Raw genomic sequence first — 23927 nt, forward strand, 5'->3', positions numbered from 1 at the left:
CCTCGCCGCCTTCGGCCGGCGTCGCGGCCGCGGAACCCGGCCGCGCGGCAGGCCGAGCGCCGTCCGCGGGCAGCGCCGCGGACGAAGCGCCCGCTTGCTTCGCAGGCTCGCGCAGGTTCGCCAGCGCTTGGCGAACGTAACGGTCCACTTCGTGGACCGTGCGGCGCACGGCGTCGAGTTCTTCGCCGAGCCCGGCTTCGGCGGCGCGCCGTTCCATGCGGTCGGTCTTGACCGACAGCAGGAACAGCGACTGCGCGATGCCGTCGTGCAGTTCGCGCGCCAATTCTTCGCGCGCTTCCAGATTCGCTTTGGCCGCGCGGGCCTGTTCCAGTTCGCGCTGCATGCGCTCCAGCATGCCGAACAGCCGGCGCAGCAGCGTGATACTGACCACGAATACCAATACCGGCGTCAAGACGTTGCCGGCGTTCATGGAGAGAACCGGCATCAGAAATTGATGCCGGACGTACTCCCACACGCCGACGACTACCGTCGGCAGAAACAAGATCAACCATTTGATCTGTTTGTAACTCATCGTTCGATCCCGCCTTCCGTCCTCGCGGCGCGAGCTTTCTATTAAATTTTAAACAAAAGACGCCGCTCACGAATGGCCCGTTCGGGCTACGTTTGAAGCTTTTTCGACTTTTATGCCCGATAAACATCCCGAATTGTTCACTTATTGCTCACAATCGGTTAGAATATTGGGTTGTACGGCTTGCCTACCGGCTCGTGTATAAACAAACTGTGGTATATTCGGAACCCTCTACCTATAATGAGGATACCGAAATCAATGCACTCTTAATCGAAAGCGGAGGTCGCTGTTATTGGAATTATATTGGTTTAGCCATGCTCCATGGTTCCTGCTCGTGCTGAACTTGCTGCTCGCGCTCACCGTCGTTTTTCTGGAGAGACGCGATATCGGCGTCACTTGGGCTTGGTTGATGGTGCTTTTTTTCCTGCCGATCGTCGGATTCGTTCTGTACTTGTTCCTCGGTCAGAACTTGAGCAAGATCAAACGTTACCAGTTCCGGGAACAAGAGAAAATCCTGCTGCCCGGCATCTCCGTCCAGCGGCAGCAGCTGCTCGACGACAAGCTTCCGTTCAACGATCCGCGCACGGCCCGCTACCGCGAGCTGCTGCATATGAACATGGTCGGCGACTTCTCGCTGTATACGCAGGATAACGAAGTCAAAGTCTACGCGGACGGCAAAGAGAAGTTCGACGCGCTGCTCGCGGACATCGCCCGGGCGGAACGCTACATTCATGTTCAATATTATATTTGGCAGAACGACCGTCTGGGCCAGCGCATGATCCAAGCCCTGACCGAGAAAGCCAAGCAAGGACTCGAAGTGCGCGTGCTCTACGACGCTTGGGGCAGCAAGAAGGTCACCCGCCGTTTCCTGCGCGGGTTTCGCGAAGCCGGCGGCGTGGCCGCTCCGTTCTTCCCGTCGCGGATTCCGTTCATCAACTTCAAGATGAATTACCGCAACCACCGCAAACTGGTCATCATCGACGGCGCGTGCGGCTATATCGGCGGCTTCAACGTCGGAGACGAGTATTTGGGCGAAGTCAAAAAGTTCGGGTACTGGCGCGATACCCATCTGCGGATCGAAGGCACGGCGCTGATCCAGATGCACGCCATTTTCCTGCACGACTGGAGTTTGTCCGTCAAGCAGAAGCTGCCCGAGAATCTGTTCTTGTCCGTCGACCGTCCGTTTACCGGCAAAGTCGGCGCGCAGATCATCTCCAGCGGTCCCGATCAGAGCCGCGAGACGATCAAGCTGGCCTACATCAAGATGATGGACGAAGCGCGCGACACGATCATGATCCAGACGCCGTATTTCATTCCCGACGAGAGCATGATGACCGCCCTCAAGATGGCGATCCTGTCGGGCGTCGAAGTGCATCTCATGATTCCCAAAGTCCCCGATCACAAGATGGTCTATTGGGCGTCGTATTCGTATCTCGGCGAACTGCTGGATCTGGGCGTCAACTGCTATCTGTACAAAAAAGGCTTCCTGCACGCCAAAACGATGGTCGTCGACGGGCGTCTCGCTTCCGTCGGTACGGCCAATATGGATATCCGCAGTTACAAATTGAATTTCGAAGTCAACGCGATCCTCTACGATTCCGAGAAAGCCGGCGAGCTCGAAGCGCTGTTCCGCAAAGACATGGAAGACAGCGAAGTGCTGACCGTCGAGCAGTATAAGCTGCGTCCGCTGCTTCGCAAGCTCCTCGAATCGTTCACGCGCCTGCTGTCGCCGATTCTGTAATCCGTTCGGATCGTTTCGCCGTAAAAAATCCGCTTCGTCCCCGCACCTGCGGCGGTCGGAGCGGATTTTTCGTCGTGGAGGCGGCAAGGTCTGCATCCGCCTTGCCGGCCGGACGCAGACCTTCGAGCGCGGCGGCTGCGCTTATACCCCGCCGCCGGGCTGCGTCGGACGGGCGATCGCGAACAAGCGTCCCAGCTCGGCGTATTCGTTGCCCGCCAGACGGGCGACCGGACGCAGATTTTCCGTCAGCACGTAACCGTGTTCTTCGTCGTAGATCGACTCGTCGAGCCGGAATCGCAGGATGCGGGCGATCAGCAGATCGTGCGTGATCCGTCCGTCGTCCGCTTTGATCGGAACATGCGATTCGAGGCGGCATTCGAGGCGAACCTTCGCTTCCGCGATCCCCGGCACGCTTACCGCCTCGCTGCCGGTCAGCGTAAGACGCGTCAGATCGATCTCGCTTTCTCCCGGCGGCAGCATCGCGGCCGTCTTGTTCATCTCTTCGACCAACGTCTCGTCGCAGATATGCACGACCAATTCGCCGTGTTCGGTCACGTTGCGCGCCGTGTCTTTCATCTCGCCCGTCGGGCGGCGAACGACGGAGATCGCCACGAGCGGCGGCTCCGAGCTGATCATATTGAAATAACTGAACGGCGCGGCGTTCACGATGCCGTGCTCGGGCGAAATCGACGTCACCCACGCGATCGGACGCGGCGTAATCGTGCCGGTCATCAGTTTGTAGATCTGTTTGTTGTCCAATTGTTCGGGATTCAGATTATGCATGGGATAGGCTCCTCTCAGGACTCTAGGCCGATTTTGGTTTTCGAGGCGGCTGACTTTTTCTATTGTAAGCTTACGAAAAGAATTTGTCAGGTTCAAGACGCGTCTTCGACATACGCCAAAGCGTTTTCGCCTATAATTCATAGTGCATGCTGGAAGAACGCATGAAGATGCTCGGCAGTCTGCCGGAGCTGCTGCGCAGCCCTTTTTGATATCTCGCCCGCATTATTTGCATGGATATTCTGCATTTTGTCCATTGCCACAGACGGGCGCAGCGCTTATGATTTCTTTTAACGATAATGATTATCATTATTAAAAAAAAAGGGGAATCTTTCGATGATGTTCAACTCTTTGCACCGGCGCGCCAAGTTCTTCCGTCCGCTTCTGCTGCTGGCGATGCTGGCCCTGCCTCTGTCCGCCTGCGGCAGCGCTCAAACTCCGTCTTCGTCCGCCGCCGATTCGTCGCGCCCTGCGGCTGCTTCCGCGGCGGAAAGCGAAAAGCCTTCGTCCGCCGAAACTTCGGCGACGCGTACTTATACCGACAAAACGAACCGCGAAGTCGAAATTCCGGCCTCTCCGCAGCGGATCGTCTATATCGGAAGCAATCCGGGCGATCTGCTGGCGATCGGAACGACGCCGGTCGGCGCTTCGCTCGACGTCATCGCCACGCAAGTCGCTTACCCGGATCTGCTCGAAGGCATCGAAGACGTCGGTTATCCGTATTCGCTGGAGAAAGTGACTTCGTTAAATCCCGACTTGATCATATTCGACGATTGGGATCAAGAAAATCTGTCCAAACTCGAGCTGATCGCGCCTACCGTCGTGATCGGCGCAGACGATCCGATCGATATGCCGGAACGCCTCGCGACGATCGGCGACGTTACGGGCCGTTCGGCGGAAGCCGAAGCATGGCTGAAGCAGTATCGGCAGAAGATCGAAGACACACGGGCCTCGCTGAAACTCGACGAAGACGCGACCGCCTCTTCCGTCCTGCTGCTCGGCAAGACCGTCTATATCATGGGCAATCAAGGGTTCAATCAGACGCTGTACGGACGCTTGGGCCTGACGCCCAACGAGAACGTGCAGAAGCTGATCGACCAAGACGAACGGTTCATCGACGTATCGAGCGAACGGATTCCCGAATATGTCGGCACGGAGATTTTCGTTCTCACGGATTCCGAACCCGAAACGGTCGCGACGCAGAACACGCTGCTAAGCAGCGCTTTCTGGAAAACGATTCCCGCCGTGCAAAAAGGACGCGTACATATCATGAACAGCAAATGGAATTTCGACGACGCGACGACCAGCGAACGTTTGTTGGACGAATTGGCGAAAGTCATTAACGAAACGAAGTAAAGCGGGACGCAAAAGCGTTCGCCGGGTTCCGGACAGCCGATTTTCGGGACGCGCGCTCCGAGTCGACGTTGATCTGCCGGGACAGAAATCGTCGCCTTTGCCGAACCGATCACCTTTAAGGAGGAGTAAAAGGATGTTCCGCGAAAGTTCTGACGGACCGCGAATGCAAACGGATAGTTCTTGGCCTTATTCTCTTGAACGCGTCTACTTCGCTTCGGAAGCCGCGCCGAATGCCGCCGAGCTGGAAGTGACCGCGTTCGGGCAGCGAAGCGAATACGCTGCTGTGCTCCGGCTTCCCGGAAGTTCCGGCGATGCTTTCCGCGAAAACGCGCCTGCGGCCGCCGAAGAACGCTGGCTTTTTCGTATCCGCCATTCGGACGGCGACGATGAGGCGTTCGCTTCCCTGTTTCCCGATTCGATCTGGGACAAAACGGTTCGGCTTCCCGCCCGCGAAGCCGAACCCGCGTTGACCCGTCTTCGCTCGATGCCCGACGGCACGCCGGTCGATGCGCTGCGCCGTCAGATCGCCGCGCAAGAGCTGCTGTTGGCGCTGCTCGAAGCGCATGCCCGGCCTTCGGCTTCGTCGGCCGCCGAAGAGTTCCGCGCGGAAAAAGCGGTGCGCGATTCGATCGACGAGCTGCATCGCCGCTACCGCGAACCGCTGACCGTAGCGGAACTGCTGCGCATTTCCGGTCTCGGACGCTGGCAGTACGGCATGTGGTTCCGCCGCTTGACCGGTCAGGCTCCGCTCGATTATCTGAACGAACTGCGTCTGGAACAAGCGCGCGAGCGGCTCGTGCTGACCGACGATCCGCTGCGCGAGATCGCGCGCAGCGTCGGGTTCCGCGACGAATATTATTTCAGTCGGCGCTTCAGACGGTTCATGGGCGTGCCGCCCACCGAATACCGCCGCTTGGCGCGGCGGCGTACCGAAAGCGTGCGCCGGGCAGGCCCTCCCCCGCCGGCAAATCCTCGGCGGATCGCCGTCTCGGACGGCTTCGTCGGCGATCTGCTGCTGCTCGGCGCGCGGCCGCTCGCCGCGCCGCTGGGCATCGTTCGCCGTCAGGTCGTTTTCGAAGCCGAACTCGGCGGCATTGCCGATCTGGGCGCGGTGCTCGGCGACGAGCGGCTGGCTCCGCTCCGGCCCGATCTCGTCCTATGCGAAGCCGCGGACGACGGGCTGCTCGGACGCCTCGGCGGTCTGTGCGCCGCCGTCTCCCTCGAACTGATGCCGCCCGACGAGCGGCTGCGCATCGTCGGGGAACGGATCGGCCGCGCGGACGAAGCCGCGGCCTGGATCGCGGCGCACGCCGAAGCGCTGCGCGCCGCGTGGACCGCCGCCGGCGTGCGGGCGGGCGAAACGGCGGCCGCTTTCATCTTGCTGGACGCGCGGCTGTACGTCATGGCCGGCCAAGGCTTGGCCGCCACGTTATACCGCACGGGCGGATTCCTCCCGTGCCCCAAGATCGCCCGCATGATCGAAGCGGGCGTGGGGTTCCGCCGCGTACTGCCGGAAGAACTCGGCGAGTACGCGGCGGATCGCTTCTTCCTGATGCGCGGCCCGAACGAAGCCGCACGGGAAGACGCCCGTCTTCTCATTCGGACGGGCGCGATGCATCGGCACGCCGCGCAGCTCCATCTGCTCGACGGCTGGTGGAACTTCGATGACGCTTGGACTCGTCATCGCTTGGCGGACGCGCTGCCGGAGCTGCTGCGCGGGAGCGTCCCCGATCCGGCGGCTTCGTCGGAGAGCGGACAAACGTCTCCATAAGAACAAAAAGCCGAAGAAACTGCCGTCCCAACGGGAATAGGCAGTTTCTTCGGCTTTTTCGACGTTCTCGGCTGTCAGCTCCGATAAACTGCCGAGCAGCGAGAGCGAATCGTTTATGCTTGTTCGAACCGGTCGACCCGCGATCTATCCAACGACGCCAGCGCAAACCGTACGATCGGCTCGGGATCTTCAAGTCCGTGCGGATGATGTCCGCACTCCGGCTTGACGATCTTGTCGATCGTGCCGCCGGCTTCGCGGTAACGGCGTTCCAGAAGCTCCCCGTTCTCTTCGAGCGGCACGGCTTCGTCTTGACCGCCTGCTACCAGCAGTATCGGAATGCCGGCCTGCGCCGGCACGGTCAAGCCTGCGAGCAGTTCTTCGGCGATCTGCCGAGCTTCGCGGCGAATCGAGGCCTCGTCCGCTTTGGCCGAAACGTCGATCCCGTAGACCGCCAGACAATCGAGCCATTCTTCGGGCGAACCGTATCCCGAACCCAGCCCGCCCGGCCAACTCGCGATATCCGCGACCGGCGCGTCCAGATACATAGCCCGCGTATGCCGCGGATACGTTTCCGCGTAACGAACCGCGTACAAGCCGCCCCGGCTCAAGCCTTCGAGCACCGGCCGAGCGTCTAGAGCGAATCGCCTCACGGCATCCGCGCGGAACTCTTCCATCCGCTCTGCCGCGACCGGCGATCCGTACAGGTCGCTTAACTTCGCGTACGCGACATGCCAGCCTCGGCGCAGCAGTTCCAGATCGGCAGCCGGGAAATGGCCGAAGAATTCGGTCCGCCAGATCCACGGTCGACCTTCCGCCGTCCGCTTCGGCCGCACGATCGAGCAAGACCGGCCTTCCAGCACGTAATCGGTCCGCTCGAATCCGTTCCAGTCCGACGTTCGCTCGTCCGCCGTCCCGCCTTCCCGTTCGGCGGCCGCGCGAATGTCCGGCAGACGAGCTTCGGCTTCTTGCAGCGCTTGTTCCAGCGGCAGCGCTTCGAACTTGTTCGGATTGCTATGCCCGACATATTCGCGCCATGCCGCTTTCAACAGTTCGCGCCGCTCGGTGACCCGGCGCAGAAATTCGCTTTCTCCGCATAACCACTCCGGCATTCGCTCCAGCTCGATCCGGAAGACCCGGCTCAGAATGGTCCGAGCGATCACCGCATGGCCCGGCGCTTCGGGGTGAATCCCGTCTCCGTAACGGAACCCGGGATCGCGTTCGCGTTCCGCCCGGACATAATCCAGCAGCGGGCTTCGAAGATCGACCGTCTTCAAGCCGTTCCGACGGCCGTAGCGAAGCACCCATTCCGCGTAACGGGCCAACACGTCGTCGTACCGTTCGTAAGCGGCTTCGAACGAATAATCCGGCATGCCGAGCGGAAGCAGGCGTCCGGTCGCCGAAGGCGCGTCGAACGGCGGCGGAGTCATCAGAATCGGCTGCGCGCCGGCTTCGAAGATCGCGGCGACCGTTTTCTCGATCCCGCTCCGGTAAGCGGCGAAAAGTTCTTCGGACAGCGGATGATAGATCCCGTCGTTCATTCCGTAGCAGACGAAGACCCAATCCGGACGCGTCTCCGACAGCGCCCGATCCAGACGTTCATGCACGCAGGGCCGCGGAAAAGGATGCGCGTTCTCGGAAGCGCCCGCCGAGGTTTCGCTGCTGACGCCCAACCCGATCCATTCGATGCGGCGATCCGGCAGATATTTCGACCAGAACGCGTCCAGATCGCGGATGTATGTACCGTTTTCGGTAATGCTGTCTCCCAAGAACAGAATTCGCAGATCCTGCGGGAGTTCCACTTGTTCGTTCCACCTGTTCACTTTCGATTCCTTCTTCCTCCGAATTTCGAACCGTTTTCGATCAAATCGGGCGATCGGCCCGAATGATCGAAACGTTTTAGACGATGCGTAATCTTTTGCCGCGATGCCAGGTCTATCCTTGTCCGAGCCTTACGGCGCTCCGCCTGCTTCCGTTATTCGATTTCCGCGGCCCGGGCGTTCGACTCGACTTGCTCGACGCTTTTGCAGCCCGGAATCACGCAGCTGACGGCCGGGTTCTTGAGACACCAAGCCAGCGCCCATTCCGCCATGCCTACGCCTTCCGGCACTTCGCTGCGGCGAATCTCTTCGACGAGCTTCAGCTTCTCGTCGATCTCCGCGCGCTCGCGGCCTTTTCTCACATTGTCTTCGAATACCGCTCCCGGTTTGTATTTGCCGCTTAAGAAACCGCTGGCAAGCGGCACGCGCGCCAGCACGCCGAGATCTTGACGCTCGCAGGAAGGAAATACCCGCTCTTCCGGAACGCGGTCGATCCGGTTGTAGACGACTTGAATCGCTTTGGCGTTCCGTTCGGTTGCTTGATCCGTCTGATGCAGATTGTCGTTGCTGCCGATCGAGATGCCCAGATTGCGGATCTTGCCGGCCTGCACCTGCTTGTCCAGCATCGTCCACAGTTCGTCGTTGTCGAACGCTTCGTCCGAGCCGGAGTGGAACTGGTACAAATCGACGTAGTCCGTACGGAGCGCGCGAAGCGACTCTTCGAGCTGCGTGCGGATCTGCTCGACGTTCCAAGCGTTCTCCCACCGTTCATGCCAGTGATGGCCGAATTTGGTCGCCACGATCCAGTCTTCGCGCCGCCCGCGCGACAAATAGTCGCCGATCAGGCTTTCGGACAGATGGTCCGGCCCGTAGCATTCGGCCGTATCGATCAGATTGATGCCCAGCTCTCTCGCCCGCTCGAGAATAGCGTCGGCGTCCTTTTGCGTATACTGCTTGCCCCAATCGCCGCCGAACTGCCAAGTGCCGACGCCTACCACGGACACGTTCAATTCGGTCTTGCCCAATCTTCTGTATTTCATGTTCGTTCGTCCGCCTCTCTCGATGTCTTCGAATGCGTTTCATGCCGATCCGCCGATAGAAAACCCGTTCGGATAGCGCTTCCATAATAGGCGATATGCAGCCGTTTTGCAATGCGGCTTCTTCGGACGAAGCGAAATACGACGCTTTCGTCTTATAGAAAGTCGACATGACAAAAGCCGCTTTCGCGAAGAAAGCGGCTCCTCTTACTCATACTTTGGTTTTCGCGAGCAGGTAAAGGAAATACGGCGCGCCGATCACGGCGACCACGACGCCGGTCGGAATGTCCGTCGGCTGCAAGATCCAGCGTCCCAGCGTATCCGCGACCAGAACGAGCAGCGCGCCCGCAAGCGCGGAAACGGGCAGCAGAATCTGATGTTTCGGTCCCACGAGGCGGCGCCCCAAATGCGGGCCGATCAGGCCGACGAAGCCGATTCCGCCGCTGACCGCGACGCATGAGCCGGCCAATCCGACGGCCGCCGCGAGCAGCAGCAGACGCTCGCGTTCGATCGCGGTTCCGAGTCCGGTCGCCGTCTGGTCGCCCATATTCAGCACGTTCATGACTTTGGCTTTGTAGAACACGAACGGCATGAACAGGATCAACCACGGCAGCAGCGCCACGACGAATTTCCAGCTGGTTCCCCAGATCCGTCCGGCCAACCAAGAAGCGACGAACTGGTACTCTTCCGGCCGCAGACGCAGCGTCAGCACGATCATGGCCGCGCTGATGCCGGCCGCTACCCCGATGCCGACAAGCAGCATGCGGGTAGGAATCAGGCCTTCGCCTTTTTTGTAAGACAGCACGTAGATCAGAACCGCCGTCGCTCCGGCCCCGATCAGCGCGAGAATCGGCAGCAGGAAGACCGAACTGCTCACTTTGGACGAATAAAACGATACGTAAAGCATGACCATCAATCCCGCTCCCGCGTTGATGCCCAGAATGCCCGGATCGGCCAACGCGTTACGCGACACTCCTTGCATCACGCAGCCCGACACGGCCAGTCCCGCCCCGATCAGAATCGAGATGACGATCCGCGGAAGGCGGAATTCGAACAAGATCAGATGCTGCTGATCGGTGCCTGCCCCGAACAAAGTTCGAATGACCTCGATCGGCGTCAAACGGATAAAGCCGGTATTCATGCTGATGATAAAAGCGACGATGATCAATGCGACGAAGATCGCGATAATCAGGAGCCCGCGGCTGCGCTTGCGGCGCTCGGCCTGATGAATGATCGATTCCATTTACAGGCTCCTCCTTTCTTTGACCGCCAGATACAGGAAGAACGGCACCCCGATCAGCGAGACGAGCGCGCCGATCGGCGTTTCCTGCGGCGGATTGATCATGCGCGCGGCGAGATCCGCGAACACGATCAACAGGCTGCCCAGCACCGCCGAACACGGAATGATCCAGCGATAATCGACGCCGACCAGTTTGCGCGTCAAATGCGGGATGATCAAGCCTACGAAACCGACCGAACCGACGACCGATACGGCCGCTCCCGCCAGAACCAATACGATGAGCACGCCGAACAAACGGATCATTCCGGTTCGCTGGCCCAGCCCCGTCGCGATCTCGTCGCCGAGACTAAGCAGCGTGATCGAACGGGCCAGCGCGAAAGCGCACACGAGCGCGACGGCGACCGCCGGCAGAATAATCTGGATCTGAAGCCATTGGGTCCCGGCTACGCCGCCCGCGTACCAGAACGCCAGATCTTGTCCGACCTTGAAGTACAACGCTACCCCTTCGCTCAACGCCGTGAACAAAGCGCTGACCGCCGCGCCGGCAAGAACGAGGCGAATCGGCGTCAAGCCGCCTTTGGAACGCGAGCCGATGCCGTACACGATGCCGACGCCCATGCCGGCTCCGAGGAACGAATACAGCATCAGCCCGAGGAACGACAATCCCGGCGCTAAAGAGAAACACAACGCCAGCGCGAAACTCGCTCCGGCGTTCAAACCGAGCAGGCCCGTATCGGCGAGCGGGTTGCGGGTCATGCCCTGCATGATCGCGCCCGCGACGGCAAACGCCGCGCCTACGATAGCCGCCCCGATCACGCGAGGCATCCGCAGTTCGCGGATGATCTGATGTTCCGTCAGATCCGGGTTAAAATGAAACAGCGCGTTCCATACGTCGGGCAGCGCGATGTCTTTGGCGCCGACCGCGATGGCGAGCGCCATGCCGAACACGAGCAGAATCACCCCGCCGACCAGAATCAGCGAAGCCGCTATAGGCCGGGAACGGACTTTGACCTTGCGGATCGCCTGCTGCGGGTCTTCGGGCAAAGCGGACGTTTTCATTGCTGCCGCGTCCCCCTTGTTTTCACTTGCGAATATTTCAAGGCAACCACCCTTTTCCGAATGCGCATCGGGACTTCGAGCACGGCCTTGGGTATGCGTTGAGCCGCATCCGGACCGCGGCTTCCCATCAAACCGCATGAGCATTCTCTCTTGATCTTCAGGCACGCGGCTTTCGTTCGATCCGGCGCTATTGAGATTCATTATCAATGAACAGTATAGCAGGCGTGCAAAATTTCGTCCATAGCAAAGGAATAAACCCGTGACATAAGTACCTTTTTTCACTTTTTCGAGTAATTGACATTATTTTTCTTTGATTGTCGCTAACTAACTACTAAAATCAGTATTGTTGTTACATAATCGAGGAGGGGTTACAGAATGATGCAAAAAGGAAAGAAAAAGCTATTGATCGCGATGAGTGTTATGCTGCTGGTGGGGGCTCCGGCAACGTATGCGGCTTCTTCAACGATCGTTAAGGGGACAACGCTCGCTTATCATTATCTCGTAGGAAACGTTAAATCGACGAGTGCGGCTTCCAAAACGCTGCCGGTCGTCATTAACGGAAAAACGTACCTACCGGTCGATATGATCAAAGAAGGCACAAAAGTCAACGTTACGGTCGACGAGAAATCGAAGACGGTTAGTTTCGGCGAAAAAAATGCGAAAGTTCCTCTTGAGAACGTAAAGCCTAAATACGAAGATTTCCATAATACAAAAGACGAGGCCTTTACGCAGATCGATAATCAGTCTTTCCCGCAAGTATTGGCTCGCACTAATCCCTACGCGGGATTCGCAAGCATTTATTTCTCTCCTCAAGGAGCCTACCAGACGCTGCATCTGGAAGTTGCTGCAGTCGACGAGAAAGAACGCGTTGCCAGTTTCACCGTTTTTAATGCGGACACAAACGAAGAGTTAAGTTCTTTCCAACTGTCCACCAAAGACGGCATCCAATTTTTCGACACGAATATAACAGGGATCAAAAAGATTAAAGTTCAATCATATTATGAAACATCTGAACGGCCTAAAGCAGATTTGATTCTTCCGACTTCTTATTTCCGGTAAAAGTTTCGCCGTAACACTAATAATGTCTAGAGCACAATCATTATTATTTTATTCAGATTAAAATCAACAAAAAACGACCTTCCCCAAATTTTGCGGGAAAGGTCGTTTTTATTATAATGTAAACAATTACTTTATCGCTCTTCTTCTCTACTTCTATTATAATCCGATTTCCGGACGATTTACAGACTGTTTTCCGCCCCGGACAAGTCCTATACTGGTAGACGCAGGTCAAAAAGGATAAGGGATGTGAGGACATGAACGACCGCGAACAGACGCTGGATCCGGGTCCGTTTTTCCACGGCACCAAAGCCGAACTGAAGATCGGGGATCTGCTCGAACCTTTGTATCTGTCCAATTATCAGGATAAAAAATCGAACTATATTTATTTTACCGGCACGCTGAACGCGGCGAAATGGGGAGCCGAATTGGCAAGATCCGATTCCAAGGAAAGAATCTATGTCGTCGAGCCGCTGGGCGAATTCGAGAACGATCCGAACTTGACGGACAAGCGGTTCCCCGGAAATCCGACCCGTTCTTACCGTTCCGCCTCTCCTTTGAAGATCGTGGCGGAATTAGGCGCTTGGGAACGGCATTCCGACGCGGAAATCGATCATATGCTGCAGTCTTTGGACGCACTGAAAAAAGAAGGCAAAAACGTAATCTACGATTAAAAGCCTGTGGCTTTTTATACTTATTTGGATTTTTATGCTATTCCCCGTCTATATTGTCTGCAATATGATTGGCCCCTGTAAACCGTGGGTAATGTAAGGTATCGATAGCTCGATATCTAGTTATTTACCTACAGTCGATTCAGCAATTAAGGGGGGCCTACAACATGCCGGTTCAAGAAATCAAAAAGGCCGTATCCAATGAAGAATTGCTGCGCTTGCATCTGATCAGCGGCGAATTTTATACCGGAATTTGCCATCCTGATTCGAACGACACGCACTTCTTTGTCATTAACACGTCGGATCGTTCCCTTACGCTCCCTTACTGGGCGGTCAAGCGATTCGAGCGCATGCACTAACCGAACCTTCATACAACTTCCGACTCCGTCAAGCCGACTCGGCCGACGGAGTTTTTTGCGCGTGCTTTTCTGCTTTTTTCTTTTCCTCCGCTAAAGGTTTTTTCAAAGAAATATGCACGTTTCCCTGCTCTCTTCCGATATACCGTTATAGAGCGCGAAAACCTCTGGTTTTATTCGAAAAGCAAAACCGGAATCCCTAAGGAGGATACGTATGTCGACGAAATTGTTATATCCGTTTACTTTCATCTTGGAACGACTCAAATACGCTCAGAAGTTTCTGCTGATCAGCGTATTGTTCGTCATTCCGATCGCGCTCCTGTTCGGTTCTTGGTTCTCCAACACCCAAGCGAAGATCGCGTTCACGCAATCGGAAGATCAAGGGCTTGCCCAGATCGAAAAGGCTTTACCTTTTATGCTGTCCTTGCAGCAGCATCGCGGGCAAGCCAATGCTTATCTGAACGGAGGCGGAGCCGACAGCGAGAACAAATTGAAAGACGCTTCCGCCAAGACCGACGAGAACGCGGCCGTGATGACTCGGTCGATTCAAGAATCAGGATTGGCCGAATCCTTGTCCGAGTGGCAGCAGATCTCTGCGGACTGGCAAAAGCTAAAAGAAGAAACGCCCTCGCTGACGGCGGCCGAGAGCTTCGAGCGCCATAGCGACCTGATCGGCCTGACTCTGGATCTGATCACGCAGATCGCCGACGATTCGTCGTTGTCGCTGGATTCCGAATTGGATTCTTATTATTTGATGAACAGCGTCATTGATCAGATTCCGAGATTGATCGAAGATACGGCGCAAATTCGCGGAATCGGGAACGGAATATTGACCAAACGCGAAGCCGATGCGGACCTGATGACCGACGTAAAAATAAAGATTGCCCGCATCGGAGACGAATCCAAGAAATTGAACCAACTGCTCGAACATTACGCCAAAGTTCAGCCGAAAGCGGAAGCCGCCCAAATCGGCGGCGCCGATCAAACGGCCCTCAAAGCGATCGAAGACTTTTTGACGGTGACCCGGCAGCAGCTTTTGGAAGATCCGGCGCTGTCTTCGGAACCGGCAGCTTTCTTCCAAGCCGGAACGTCCACGATCGATTCGACTTATGCCTTTTTCCAGAAAGCTTCCGGAGCTTTGCACACGTTGTTCGAGCAGCGCCTCGACAAGTTCGAGGGCGAACGCAATCTCGTTATAGGCATATTGGCCGTTACTCTGCTTCTGATCTTGCTGTTCTATATCGCGTTTTACCGCAGCGTTCATAATGCGGTACGGCTCTTGAGCGAACGTTCGGCCGCTATGGCGGCAGGCGATCTGTCGCAGCCGATCGCGCTCAACACTCGCGACGAACTCGGTCAGGTCGGCGATTCGTTCAATCGCATGATCGACGCGTTGAACAAGACGCTGACCGTCGCGCAAGAAGCCTCGGAGCGTTCGGCTGCCTCGTCGGGACAGCTTAGCGAAGTCGCCCGCGAATCTTCGCTGGCCATGCGGCAGGTCGCCGGCGCGGTCCAAACGGTGGCGGAAGGCTCCGAGACGCAGCGGCGCATGACCGAAGATACGGCGCTTGCCATGAACGAGATGGCGATCGGCATCTCCCGGATCGCCGAATCTTCCGCTTCGGTCGCCGAATCGGCGACCGAGACCACGCAGCGGGCGGAAGCGGGAGATCGCGAATTGTCGGCAGCCGTCCATCAGATGCGAAGCATTCGCGAATCGGTCAATCGATCGACCGGCAGCGTCACGCGGCTGGACGCGCATTCGCAGCAGATCGACGAGATCGTCGCTTCGATCAAAGCGATCGCCCGGCAGACTCAACTGCTGTCGCTCAACGCCAATATCGAAGCGGCGCGAGCCGGCGAACACGGCCGAGGATTCGCCGTCGTCGCGTCCGAAGTCGGCAAATTGGCCGAGCAAACGCAAGCTTCCGTAGAAACGATCTCTTTGCGAATCGGCGATATTCGCGGCTTGATCGGCGAGACGGTCGAATTGATGCGGCGGACGGACTCGGAGACGGAAGAAGGCTTGGCCTTTATCGATCGCGCCAGCCATGCGATCGGCGCGATCAGCCAATCCGCCCGAATCGTCAACGATCAAGTGCAGGACATTTCGGCCGCTTCGCAGCAGATTTCCGCGGGCGTGGAAGAAGTCACGGCTTCCGTCTCCGAAGTTGCGCGAGTCGCGCTTCATTCCGCGGAAGAATCCCAAGCCATGGCGGCGGCAGCCGAGCAGCAATTGGCCGCGCTCGAAGAGATCGGAGCCGCGTCGCAGGATCTCAGCGGCATGGCCGGCGGACTGCAAGACGATCTGAGCTTCTTCAAACTGACGGCCGAACAATAACGTTCCGCCGAAACAGGACTCCGTTTTCTCGGCTTCAAGCCGGGAGCGGAGTCCTGTTTTTTCGCCCGAAACGGAAATGGTTAATGGATGCTAGAGGCAGCCCGGACGACGAAAGGCCTGCCGATCCGTATACCGAAAGAAGGAATGGTTATGATCCCGCACTCCGATCGGAGCCGCCGCTCGCTGGAACTTCATACCGTTTCCGAGTGGAGCGAATCGTTATGGGCGCGCATCTGTCCCGTTTACGAAGCTTCTTTTCCCGAACATATTCGCAAACCGGAACGCATCGTTCGCAACATGATGACGAAAATGGACGCTTTCCTGCACGAAGGCACTCTGGACGCGGCGACCTGCTCGATGGCCTTGACCGGACTCAGCGCCGACTCGCGTCTGCTGATCATCGATTATCTGGCGGTGCTGCCGGCTTTCCGAGGTCGGGGCGCAGGCCGGGAAACGGTTCGCGCGATTGCCGATTGGGCCGTGCGGACGTACGGCGTTCAAGGACTGCTGATCGAAGCGGAAGCCGACGACAGCGAGATCGGACGCGGCCGAACGAGATTCTGGCAAAGCTGCGGCTTCGAAGCGACGGAATACGTCCATTCGTATATCTGGGTGCCCGAAAAATACCGCGCCATGCTGCTGGATCTCCAGCCCGAATCGACGCCGGCCGATCGCAAGCTGCCGCGCGACGGCAGACGGTTGTTCGACGATATCGAAGCGTTTCATAAAGCGAGTTTCGCCCGATGAACGAAGTCCCGAACGACGAAAAACGTCTCGCTCTTTCCCTGTTCCGAGGGATCGAGCCGAGACGTTTTCGGCTTTGTCGGTCACGGGCTGTCAGCTGCGGAACGATACCACGCGGTTACGCCCGCCGTGTTTCGCCGCATATAAAGCCTCGTCCGCCCGCTTGAAGATTCGACGCGTCTCTTCGCCCGGCATCGCCGAGGTGACGCCGAAACTTGCGGTCACGCGCTCGATGTCGCCGAAGTCTCCCGACTCCAGGTCCCGGCGAATCCGTTCCGCGATCCGAACCGCTTCGTCCGATCCGATGCCGGGCAGGATCAGCAAAAATTCTTCGCCGCCCCAGCGGCCCGCGGCTTCCCGTCCGTCCGCATGGCGGCGCAGGATTTTTGCGGTCTGCTGAAGCACCTCGTCCCCGGCCAGATGGCCGTAGGTATCGTTGATCGCTTTGAAGCGGTCCACGTCCAACAAAATGACGGATAAGCAATCGCCTTCTTCCATTTCGCCGATCCGCTGCCGGAGCAATTTATCCATCTGGCCGCGATTGAACAGCCCGGTTAAACTATCGGTCTGCATGATCTCCCGCAGCTCCGCGTTAGCCTGCTCCAACTCGCCGACGACCACGCCGATAAAACGGGCCAGCCGGCTGGTCATCTCCATTTGTTTGGTTTCCGTTTCCGGCAGCGCAAGCGATTTTTCGTCGGACTGCGTTATGTTCGGCGGCGATGCGCCTTCGCGCATGCCTACGGCAACCATCGTCGCGTTATGCAGCTGCAGGTTGTCGCCTTGCCCGTAAAATTCGCCGTACGTGTACAGTCCCGAAGACGAAGCGAATTTCTGGAAAGCCGCCGTTTCCCTGTCGGCGGCTTCCTGAAGATAAATTCGTCGACAGTAACAAGAGAACAGCAGCAGTCCTTCCGGACGAAAATCGCCCATTTTCCGTTCGATATCCGAAGTTTCGATCACGATGTGTTTCGGATTGCCGTAAGACAAACGGACTTCTTCGCCGACCCTTACGTCCGCGACGAGTCTTAGGCTCCCGTCGGGTTCGCGCAGGATCGGAACTCTCGCCAACAGGCTGCCTTGACGATCGACCATCAGCGGAAACTCGAGCATATGCTCGAAAAACCGTTCGGTACCGCAGATGCCCAAATATTTCTCGTACACGTCCGCCGCCGGGATTCCGTCCAACGTGCGAATCAAAGTCGGGTCCCCGATCTCGGTAATGGTCATGCCTCGGCTAAGCGGTTCCCAGCCCAAATACGGATGGACTCGGATCTCGAGTTCGCTCCCCCGAAAAGCGATAATCGCCGCCCCGTCCCGGTACACCGTCCCGTTCGCGAATACCCAAGCCTGCTCGGCGTTATGGTAAGCCGCCGCTCCCGCTCCGAACAACGGCGCGTCTCCGAACTTGCCCTGCAGACCGCCGAGCAGTCCCGCCGCGTTCATTCTGCCGGTCGTCGCGTAGAGCAGCAGACCTTTGATCGGCATAAGACTTCCGTCCGCCAGTAGTTCTTCGGCCAGACGAAGTCCGACCGACTCTTCTTCTCCGCGACGACAAGCGCAGGCATGCATGACCGCATCGGCTTGTCGGAAAAAAGAGAAAACCGCGACGGTACGATGCTGGATCACGCCGCCTTCGTGAATTTCGCCTGCCGTGGTGACTCCGACGACGACCGCTTGCGGAAAGCTCGCCGAAATCCGTTCATGAAGACCCGGTACTTCCGAAGGCTCCAGATCGGACGCGAAGAATTGTATCAAAATCGAACGGCTTAGCGCCGCTTGACGGTGCAGTTCGGCATCTTCCAGGCAAGAGTCGATTTCCTGCAAGCTGCCGAGATTAAACGAACGTTGAAACATCGTGAATCGACCCCTTTCCCGGCCCGTTCGCCCGTGCGCCTCCTGCCTCTGCTACCCAATATCGGCATTCGCCGAAAAAGAATGAAGAAACCGCGCAAAGAAGCCCATCGCTCTCGAAGGAGGATGGGCTTCGGCCTGACGGTCTCCTATGATCGTTCGATCGTTTTTCGATCGTTTAATGAGGAGCGCATCCGTGCTGAAACAGGCCGCACATATATTCCAACGCTTCGAGTTCGTCTTGTCCTCTCGCGCTGATCCGCACTTTGCTGCCGCTATGGATCGGAAGCAGCATCATGCCGAGCAGGCTTTTGACGTCTACGATCCGCTGGTTGTCTTCGTCGCCGAAAGTCAATTTGATCTCCGAAGCGAACTGAGAAGCTTGCGATGAGATGCGGAGCAGTTCGTCGCGATTGAAGTCTCCTTCGATCATGAATTCGTGCACTCTCATAAGGTGTGTCCCCTCTTTTCCGTATTAACCTGATAACGCTTCCATATCTTAGGAAAAACGGCATCCGGCATTCCGCGCCGCCGCCGTCTCTCTTGCTCTATATATCGGATTTCCGGACCGAAAAATTAGCGCGGCCTCGGCAGAAATCTTGCTCGCCGAAAGCGAAAATCCGATACGGCTTGTCTTCGTCCTGCCGGATTTATGTTGATCCGCAGGTCCGATGTACTGAATGTTTATCCACTTTATTCAAGCTTGAAACCGTCCGGACCCGTCAATCGGAAACGCGGCGCGTACGCTTTAACCGCCTTCTTGGTTCGTTTCGTCATCCGGCGAATTCGCGGTCCCCAAAACAACCGCTTCATCCCAAGTCACGGTCGCTCCGTCGCTGTCCCGGAAATCGAGTCGCAGAGTTCCCGAACGCCCTCTCTGCTGCTCGGTATATCGATAACCGATCCGTTGGCCGTCTTGATCGATGAAGAACCCTTTCGAACCGGCCTGACCGGCGAGAACGGCATCATGATACGTGCTGGTGACGCGCTCGGATTCTGCCGAGGAAGACGGCGAACCGCTCCCCGTTTGCTCCTGCACGGAAGTTCCGTTCGCCGCGGCGGAACCGGAGATCGGCTGTCCCGCCTGCGAAGACACATCGGTCCGATTGGACGGATCTTCGACTGCGGGCTCCCACGACAAGCTCACCAAAGAATACCCCTGCGGCAGCAGCTGCAATTCGACGGTGACCATCGACTGCGAATCATCGCGATTGATCGTCGCTTCGATCTCGAGTTTGTCTTTGGCGGCGGACGCTTTAGCGCCTTTTTCTCCGGAGCCGGCGGTATCGTCTGCTTGCGCATCGCTTCGGTCCTTCGAATCCGGCTCGCCTTTTTGCTCCGTCCGCGTTTCGTTGTCCGAATCCGTTTCTTTTTCCGGCGTCACGGCGCTTTCTTCCGGATCGGCGCTGTTTGCCGGCGAGTTCTCCTCTTGCAAGTTCGTTTCGGCCGATCGGCTCGCGGTCTTCTCCATTTCGTCCGCCTGCGGTCCGAAACGCACACACCCGCCGAGCAGCAGCAAAGAAGCCAGAAGCGCGGCTGCCGCTATCGGCTTGAATCCGATTTTGCGCGCCGACTCCGGCAATATTGCCGTACCGCGATCGAACCGGTTTGTTTTTGTTCGCATATCGCTCCCTCTCTTTCCTTTCCTTGTATGTCGCATAAGTATCGCTCTATCCGCGCAGCTTCGCCAATCGTTCGGTTACCGCTTCGCCGATCACACGAATTCCTTCTTCGATCTTCTCTTCCGGCACGCGCGAGAATCCGATCCGGAGCGTATTGCGTCCCCGGCCGTCCGTGAAGAAAATGTCGCCCGGCGTGAACACGACTCCGCGAGCGTGACAGTCCGACAGCACGGCTCTGGCATCGAGGCGCTCGTCCAACTCCACGAATACGTGCAGTCCGCCTTCGCCGCTCATCGCGCGCATCGGAATATGTTCGCGGCAGCTTCGCACGGCCGATTCGTATTTGCGTTTGTATTCGGCTCGCGCCCTTTTCATATACCGTTCGAAATTGCCGTTGTGCAGATATTGGAAGAGCAGCGCTTGATCGAGCGTCGACGTATGAATGGTTCGCGCCCGCTTAAGGCTCTCCAGATAACCGATCAGCTCGCGGTCCGCCACGATCCAGCCTACCCGAATGCCGGGGAACAAGATCTTAGAGAAACTGCCGATATACGCGACCGAATTGCCGGTGCCCGCGCAGGCGATAAGCGGAGCCGCGTGCGCGCCGGAATAACGCAGCTCTTCGTTGAAGCCGTCTTCGACGACCGGGACTTCGCGTTCGCCGAGCAGGCGCAGCAGTTCCATCCTTTTCTCGGGCGACGTCACGATTCCTGTAGGGTTGTGGTAAGAAGGCGTCAGATAAGCCAGGTCGAATCCGCCTTCGTCCAGCGTTCGCCGCAGCTCGTCCATATGGATGCCGTCGTGTTCCATCTTTACGCCGACTGGCTCGAACCCGTGCAGTTTCATCATCTTGATCGCCGTCTGGTGGGTCGGATTCTCGCACAGAATACGCCCGCTGCGCCGTCCGATCGCCGTCAGCACCAGATCGAAGCCTTCGGTGAATCCGTTGGTGATCAGAATGTCTTTGCCTTCCGTTTCTACGCCTTTGCCGCGCATATAATTCATCAGATACTGCATCAGCGGCCGGTATCCCTGCGCGTAGCCGTAATTCAGCAGCACTTCGCCTTCGAGCGACATCCGGTCCAGAAAAGCGCGTTTGAATCCGTTCACGTCGAACAACTTCTCGTCGGGCGCGATGCTGGTGAACGCGATCATGCCTTTTTCCCATTTGATGCCGTGCTTCATCAGATCCATCTCTTCCGACAGAAAAGCTTGAGGACTGAGTCTTTGTCTCCAGTCGATCGCTCCCGGCGGTTCTTCCAGATGCACGGCCGCGCGGGACACGAAATTGCCTCGGCCTTTGACCGCTTCGATCCACCCCGTGCGTTCGAGCGCTTCGTACGCGCTGATCACGGTCGTGCGGCTGACGCCGAGCAGTCCGGCCAATTCGCGCGTGGAAGGCAGTTTATGGTGAAGAGGCATCAGCCCCTGCGTAATCAACGTCTCGATATACGTCTTCAATTGCATGTAAGCCGGGCTGTCGCCCTCCGCTCTGAAATCGTTAAACATTCGCTCAGCTCCTTACCCTCTATCATTCCATATCCGGGCGTCAAAAGAAAGAACCGCGGGTAGGCAGGTTTGCGCGAGCGGTGGGCGGCTTCGCCCCTGCGCGTCGTCGGATCGATATCCGGGTCGAAATCGAACACAAGAAAAACAAAACTCTGCGTTAAGCTCTAAATCTACACTCGTCACGCAAAAGGAGAATCGAAACATGTTAGATCTTTGTCGGAGCCGGCAAGCGTTTGCGGATCCGGAGCGCTTTTCGGCGAAAAAGAGGAGCCCGTCATGAATCTGCTCCTGCGCAACCGCGTATTTCTGATCGTCGCCGGGGCCGACCTGCTTCAGCAGATCGGCATCTGGATTCGCAATATGGCGCTCTTGTTCTACGTTATGGAACAAAGCGGCAACAATCCCGTCGCGGTGTCTTTGCTGACTACGCTCGAATATCTGCCGATCTTCTTGTTCTCGCTGATCGGCGGAACGTTCGCCGACCGCTGGAATCCCAAGAAAACGGTCATCGCAGGCGACGCGCTCAGCGCGGTCTCGATCCTGCTGATTCTGCTCTTGGTCATGGCCGGACTGTGGCAGGCCGTGTTCGTCGCCACCGTCGTATCCGCCATCGTCAGCCAGTTCTCGCAGCCTTCGTCTTCGGTGCTGTTCCGGCGGCATGTTCCCGAAGAACAGGTAGGAACGGCGGTCGGCCTTACGCAGAGCTTGATGGCGATCTTCACCATTCTCGGCCCGGTTCTCGGAACGTTCATCTATACTCGTCTAGGATTGGACGCTTCTCTGATCGCCTTGATCATCGTCTTCTTGAGCGCGGCGGGAATCCAACTGCTGCTGCCCGACTCGAAAAGAGAAACCAGAGAAGAAGCCGCTTCGCCGTGGACGGATCTGAAAGACGGCATTCGTTATGTCAAAGAGCGTTCGAATCTGAAACTGACGGCGGTTCTGTTCCTGCTTAGCGGTTTGTCGATCGGATTGACGCAGCCGCTCGACGTCTTCTTGGCGCTCGAACGTTTGGGTCTGCCCAAAGAAGGCGTGCAATGGCTGACGGCTTCCGAAGGCGTCGGCATGTTGGTAGGCGGACTTCTGGCGGCCGTGGGATCGGCATGGGTAGGCCGCCATCGACGCAGCGTTATGACCGGCATCATGATGATCTGGTCGATCTTGACCTTTGTCGAGGTCTTGTCGATCTGGCCGCTGTTGACTTCGGGAACGCGTGTGTTGTCCGGATTATGCGGAGCGTTTTTCGAAGTGATTTTTACCGCGTTCATGATCCGAGAAGTGCGGCAGGATTATGTCGGACGGGTCAACGGCTTGATGATTCCGATCATGATGGCCGGCATGCTGCTGGGAACGGGCGTTTCCGGTCTGCTGATGAACGTCTCTTCTCTATTTGTCGTATACGGCTTATCGTCGCTGCTCACTTTAACCTGCTGTTTATTCACGTTAAAAATGAAAATGGACGGCCCTACTTATCTTGATAAAAAGGAAGAAATCTCCCAATGAAATTAATCAACGTACTCCGCTGGTTTCATACACAAAAGTTACCCGAACTGCTGCAAATGATCTTGAATGTCTGTTTATTCGTGATGGCTCTCGTGCTCAGCGTCTTTCTGATCGGAGAAACTTGGTTTATCGTCAACCAAGCGTTCTTCTCGTCGGAATCGGTGAGCAGCTATTTTAGTTTGGCGGACGAACTTCTGGTTTTCTTTTTGTATTTCGAATTCATCGCTCTGATCGTGAAGTACTTCAAATCGAATTTCCATTTCCCGCTGCATTATTTCATCTATATCGGGATTACGGCGATCATCCGTTTGATTATCGTCGACCACGACGATGCGGTGCATACGTTCTGGTGGACGCTGGCGATTCTGGTTCTGGTGGGGGCGCTGTTTATCGTGGGGCGGACACAGGATAAGCAGGAGTAAGGGTTTAAAAGAATAAAAGCAAAAGGGACGACCTCGGTGGTCGTCCCTTCTTTGGTTTTTCCGCATCGATTCGGATCAACGTTCGGTATCTAACGGATCGAGGTGACGCTTAGCGAGCATTCAAAGCAGTTTTGAAATTCTAACGGAACGAGATGACGCTTAGAGTGAAAAAAGGCAGGTTTTTGGCCTAAAAAGAGGCGAATCGGACGGCTAAGAGATCTACGATCCGTTAGAATCTCGAAAAGGGTTATTTTGCGGTTCTAAGGAATCTACGATCCGTTAGCGAAGCCGCTTCGTGATCCTGCGGAAACGCACGGCTCTCGGAGTCGACTCGCTTCTAGCTGCGTTGGAACTTTCTCGATATATTACTGCGTTTCAATCCACGCTCCCGCACGGGGAGCGACCAAAATCAGCCTAACGAAAACCGGACAAAAACACAACCGAAATCGTTCAATCCCAATCGCGGCGCGGGGTGCGAACCTCCCGCAGATTTCATGGGAGCTTGGGGTTCGCACTTTT

General features: G+C 57.1%; 20 protein-coding genes. 10 read left to right on the forward strand and 10 right to left on the reverse strand.

Features of this window, described 5'->3' with window-relative positions; genetic code table 11:
- A partial coding sequence (locus tag CDO73_RS18710) for a histidine kinase (RefSeq protein ID WP_256972763.1) occupies window positions 1–532 on the reverse strand: 532 nt, incomplete at its 3' end.
- Between the two features lie 289 nt (window positions 533–821).
- On the opposite strand from CDO73_RS18710, the gene cls reads away from it, so the two are divergent.
- Window positions 822–2270 carry a cardiolipin synthase gene (gene cls, locus CDO73_RS18715; protein ID WP_088490052.1) on the forward strand — a complete coding sequence of 483 codons (1449 nt, stop codon included), beginning with the start codon at window positions 822–824 and terminating at the stop codon, window positions 2268–2270.
- A gap of 141 nt (window positions 2271–2411) precedes the next feature.
- Here the strand turns inward: cls and CDO73_RS18720 are convergent, their stop codons facing one another.
- Window positions 2412–3053, reverse strand: a complete 642-nt coding sequence (locus tag CDO73_RS18720; RefSeq protein WP_088490053.1) for a flavin reductase family protein — start codon at window positions 3051–3053, stop codon at window positions 2412–2414.
- A gap of 333 nt (window positions 3054–3386) precedes the next feature.
- Here CDO73_RS18720 and CDO73_RS18725 point away from each other — a divergent pair, with 333 nt between their 5' ends.
- Together CDO73_RS18725 and CDO73_RS18730 are read left to right on the forward strand one after the other, a co-directional pair.
- A complete protein-coding gene (locus CDO73_RS18725) occupies window positions 3387–4406 on the forward strand; it encodes an ABC transporter substrate-binding protein (protein WP_088490054.1) in 1020 nt (339 codons plus the stop codon).
- A gap of 133 nt (window positions 4407–4539) precedes the next feature.
- Window positions 4540–6177 carry an AraC family transcriptional regulator gene (locus CDO73_RS18730; RefSeq protein ID WP_088490055.1) on the forward strand — a complete coding sequence of 546 codons (1638 nt, stop codon included), beginning with the start codon at window positions 4540–4542 and terminating at the stop codon, window positions 6175–6177.
- Window positions 6178–6290: 113 nt separating this feature from the next.
- On the opposite strand, the gene CDO73_RS18735 is transcribed toward CDO73_RS18730, so the two are convergent.
- The 4 genes from CDO73_RS18735 to CDO73_RS18750 form a co-directional block, all read right to left on the reverse strand.
- Window positions 6291–7997 carry a GDSL-type esterase/lipase family protein gene (locus tag CDO73_RS18735; protein ID WP_179218747.1) on the reverse strand — a complete coding sequence of 569 codons (1707 nt, stop codon included), beginning with the start codon at window positions 7995–7997 and terminating at the stop codon, window positions 6291–6293.
- 152 nt (window positions 7998–8149) lie between these two features.
- Entirely contained in the window at window positions 8150–9034 is an 885-nt protein-coding gene (locus CDO73_RS18740; RefSeq protein WP_088490057.1) for an aldo/keto reductase, read from the reverse strand.
- 208 nt (window positions 9035–9242) lie between these two features.
- Entirely contained in the window at window positions 9243–10274 is a 1032-nt protein-coding gene (locus CDO73_RS18745; RefSeq protein WP_088490058.1) for a FecCD family ABC transporter permease, read from the reverse strand.
- Window positions 10275–11330 carry a FecCD family ABC transporter permease gene (locus CDO73_RS18750; RefSeq protein ID WP_088490059.1) on the reverse strand — a complete coding sequence of 352 codons (1056 nt, stop codon included), beginning with the start codon at window positions 11328–11330 and terminating at the stop codon, window positions 10275–10277.
- Between the two features lie 375 nt (window positions 11331–11705).
- Between CDO73_RS18750 and CDO73_RS18755 the strand changes: the two genes are divergently transcribed.
- The 5 genes from CDO73_RS18755 (at window position 11706) to CDO73_RS18775 (ending at window position 16501) form a co-directional block, all read left to right on the forward strand.
- Window positions 11706–12389: a stalk domain-containing protein gene (locus CDO73_RS18755; protein ID WP_088490060.1), complete on the forward strand. Its 684-nt coding sequence runs from the start codon at window positions 11706–11708 to the stop codon at window positions 12387–12389.
- Window positions 12390–12643: 254 nt separating this feature from the next.
- A complete protein-coding gene (gene arr / locus CDO73_RS18760) occupies window positions 12644–13060 on the forward strand; it encodes an NAD(+)--rifampin ADP-ribosyltransferase (RefSeq protein WP_088490061.1) in 417 nt (138 codons plus the stop codon).
- 164 nt (window positions 13061–13224) lie between these two features.
- On the forward strand, window positions 13225–13416 hold the full coding sequence (locus CDO73_RS18765; RefSeq protein ID WP_088490062.1) for a hypothetical protein: 192 nt from the start codon (window positions 13225–13227) through the stop codon (window positions 13414–13416).
- 211 nt (window positions 13417–13627) lie between these two features.
- Window positions 13628–15754, forward strand: coding sequence for a methyl-accepting chemotaxis protein (locus CDO73_RS18770; RefSeq protein ID WP_088490063.1), 2127 nt, complete (start codon window positions 13628–13630; stop codon window positions 15752–15754).
- A gap of 150 nt (window positions 15755–15904) precedes the next feature.
- Complete coding sequence (locus CDO73_RS18775; RefSeq protein WP_179218748.1) at window positions 15905–16501, forward strand: GNAT family N-acetyltransferase; 597 nt, start codon at window positions 15905–15907, stop codon at window positions 16499–16501.
- A gap of 90 nt (window positions 16502–16591) precedes the next feature.
- Here the strand turns inward: CDO73_RS18775 and CDO73_RS18780 are convergent, their stop codons facing one another.
- The 4 genes from CDO73_RS18780 to pdxR form a co-directional block, all read right to left on the reverse strand.
- The gene (locus CDO73_RS18780) at window positions 16592–18355 is read right to left on the reverse strand and encodes a sensor domain-containing diguanylate cyclase (RefSeq protein ID WP_088490065.1); all 1764 of its coding nucleotides are present in this window, start codon (window positions 18353–18355) and stop codon (window positions 16592–16594) included.
- A 175-nt stretch (window positions 18356–18530) separates the two neighbouring features.
- Entirely contained in the window at window positions 18531–18803 is a 273-nt protein-coding gene (locus tag CDO73_RS18785) for an HPr family phosphocarrier protein (RefSeq protein ID WP_088490066.1), read from the reverse strand.
- Window positions 18804–19100: 297 nt separating this feature from the next.
- A complete protein-coding gene (locus tag CDO73_RS18790) occupies window positions 19101–19976 on the reverse strand; it encodes a hypothetical protein (RefSeq protein ID WP_088490067.1) in 876 nt (291 codons plus the stop codon).
- A 46-nt stretch (window positions 19977–20022) separates the two neighbouring features.
- The gene (gene pdxR / locus CDO73_RS18795; protein ID WP_088490068.1) at window positions 20023–21483 is read right to left on the reverse strand and encodes a MocR-like pyridoxine biosynthesis transcription factor PdxR; all 1461 of its coding nucleotides are present in this window, start codon (window positions 21481–21483) and stop codon (window positions 20023–20025) included.
- A gap of 276 nt (window positions 21484–21759) precedes the next feature.
- Here pdxR and CDO73_RS18800 point away from each other — a divergent pair, with 276 nt between their 5' ends.
- Window positions 21760–22986: an MFS transporter gene (locus CDO73_RS18800; protein ID WP_088490112.1), complete on the forward strand. Its 1227-nt coding sequence runs from the start codon at window positions 21760–21762 to the stop codon at window positions 22984–22986.
- Window positions 22983–23408: a phosphate-starvation-inducible protein PsiE gene (gene psiE, locus CDO73_RS18805; protein WP_088490069.1), complete on the forward strand. Its 426-nt coding sequence runs from the start codon at window positions 22983–22985 to the stop codon at window positions 23406–23408. The genes CDO73_RS18800 and psiE overlap by 4 nt, the downstream gene beginning before the upstream one ends.
- Window positions 23409–23927: the final 519 nt, after the last annotated feature.

This window comes from Saccharibacillus sp. O23 (assembly GCF_002205895.1).
GTDB lineage: Bacteria > Bacillota > Bacilli > Paenibacillales > Paenibacillaceae > Saccharibacillus.

Bases quoted from the DNA above. Each gene is read 5' to 3' on its own strand.
- CDO73_RS18765 (WP_088490062.1), top strand. From the start codon at position 13,225: ATGCCGGTTCAAGAAATCAAAAAGGCCGTATCCAATGAAGAATTGCTG.
- CDO73_RS18745 (WP_088490058.1), bottom strand. From the start codon at position 10,274: ATGGAATCGATCATTCATCAGGCCGAGCGCCGCAAGCGCAGCCGCGGG.
- CDO73_RS18785 (WP_088490066.1), bottom strand. From the start codon at position 18,803: ATGAGAGTGCACGAATTCATGATCGAAGGAGACTTCAATCGCGACGAA.
- CDO73_RS18780 (WP_088490065.1), bottom strand. From the start codon at position 18,355: ATGTTTCAACGTTCGTTTAATCTCGGCAGCTTGCAGGAAATCGACTCT.
- CDO73_RS18750 (WP_088490059.1), bottom strand. From the start codon at position 11,330: ATGAAAACGTCCGCTTTGCCCGAAGACCCGCAGCAGGCGATCCGCAAG.
- psiE (WP_088490069.1), top strand. From the start codon at position 22,983: ATGAAATTAATCAACGTACTCCGCTGGTTTCATACACAAAAGTTACCC.
- CDO73_RS18755 (WP_088490060.1), top strand. From the start codon at position 11,706: ATGATGCAAAAAGGAAAGAAAAAGCTATTGATCGCGATGAGTGTTATG.
- CDO73_RS18800 (WP_088490112.1), top strand. From the start codon at position 21,760: ATGAATCTGCTCCTGCGCAACCGCGTATTTCTGATCGTCGCCGGGGCC.
- CDO73_RS18740 (WP_088490057.1), bottom strand. From the start codon at position 9,034: ATGAAATACAGAAGATTGGGCAAGACCGAATTGAACGTGTCCGTGGTA.
- CDO73_RS18730 (WP_088490055.1), top strand. From the start codon at position 4,540: ATGTTCCGCGAAAGTTCTGACGGACCGCGAATGCAAACGGATAGTTCT.
- pdxR (WP_088490068.1), bottom strand. From the start codon at position 21,483: ATGTTTAACGATTTCAGAGCGGAGGGCGACAGCCCGGCTTACATGCAA.
- CDO73_RS18790 (WP_088490067.1), bottom strand. From the start codon at position 19,976: ATGCGAACAAAAACAAACCGGTTCGATCGCGGTACGGCAATATTGCCG.
- arr (WP_088490061.1), top strand. From the start codon at position 12,644: ATGAACGACCGCGAACAGACGCTGGATCCGGGTCCGTTTTTCCACGGC.
- CDO73_RS18775 (WP_179218748.1), top strand. From the start codon at position 15,905: ATGATCCCGCACTCCGATCGGAGCCGCCGCTCGCTGGAACTTCATACC.
- CDO73_RS18725 (WP_088490054.1), top strand. From the start codon at position 3,387: ATGATGTTCAACTCTTTGCACCGGCGCGCCAAGTTCTTCCGTCCGCTT.
- CDO73_RS18720 (WP_088490053.1), bottom strand. From the start codon at position 3,053: ATGCATAATCTGAATCCCGAACAATTGGACAACAAACAGATCTACAAA.
- CDO73_RS18770 (WP_088490063.1), top strand. From the start codon at position 13,628: ATGTCGACGAAATTGTTATATCCGTTTACTTTCATCTTGGAACGACTC.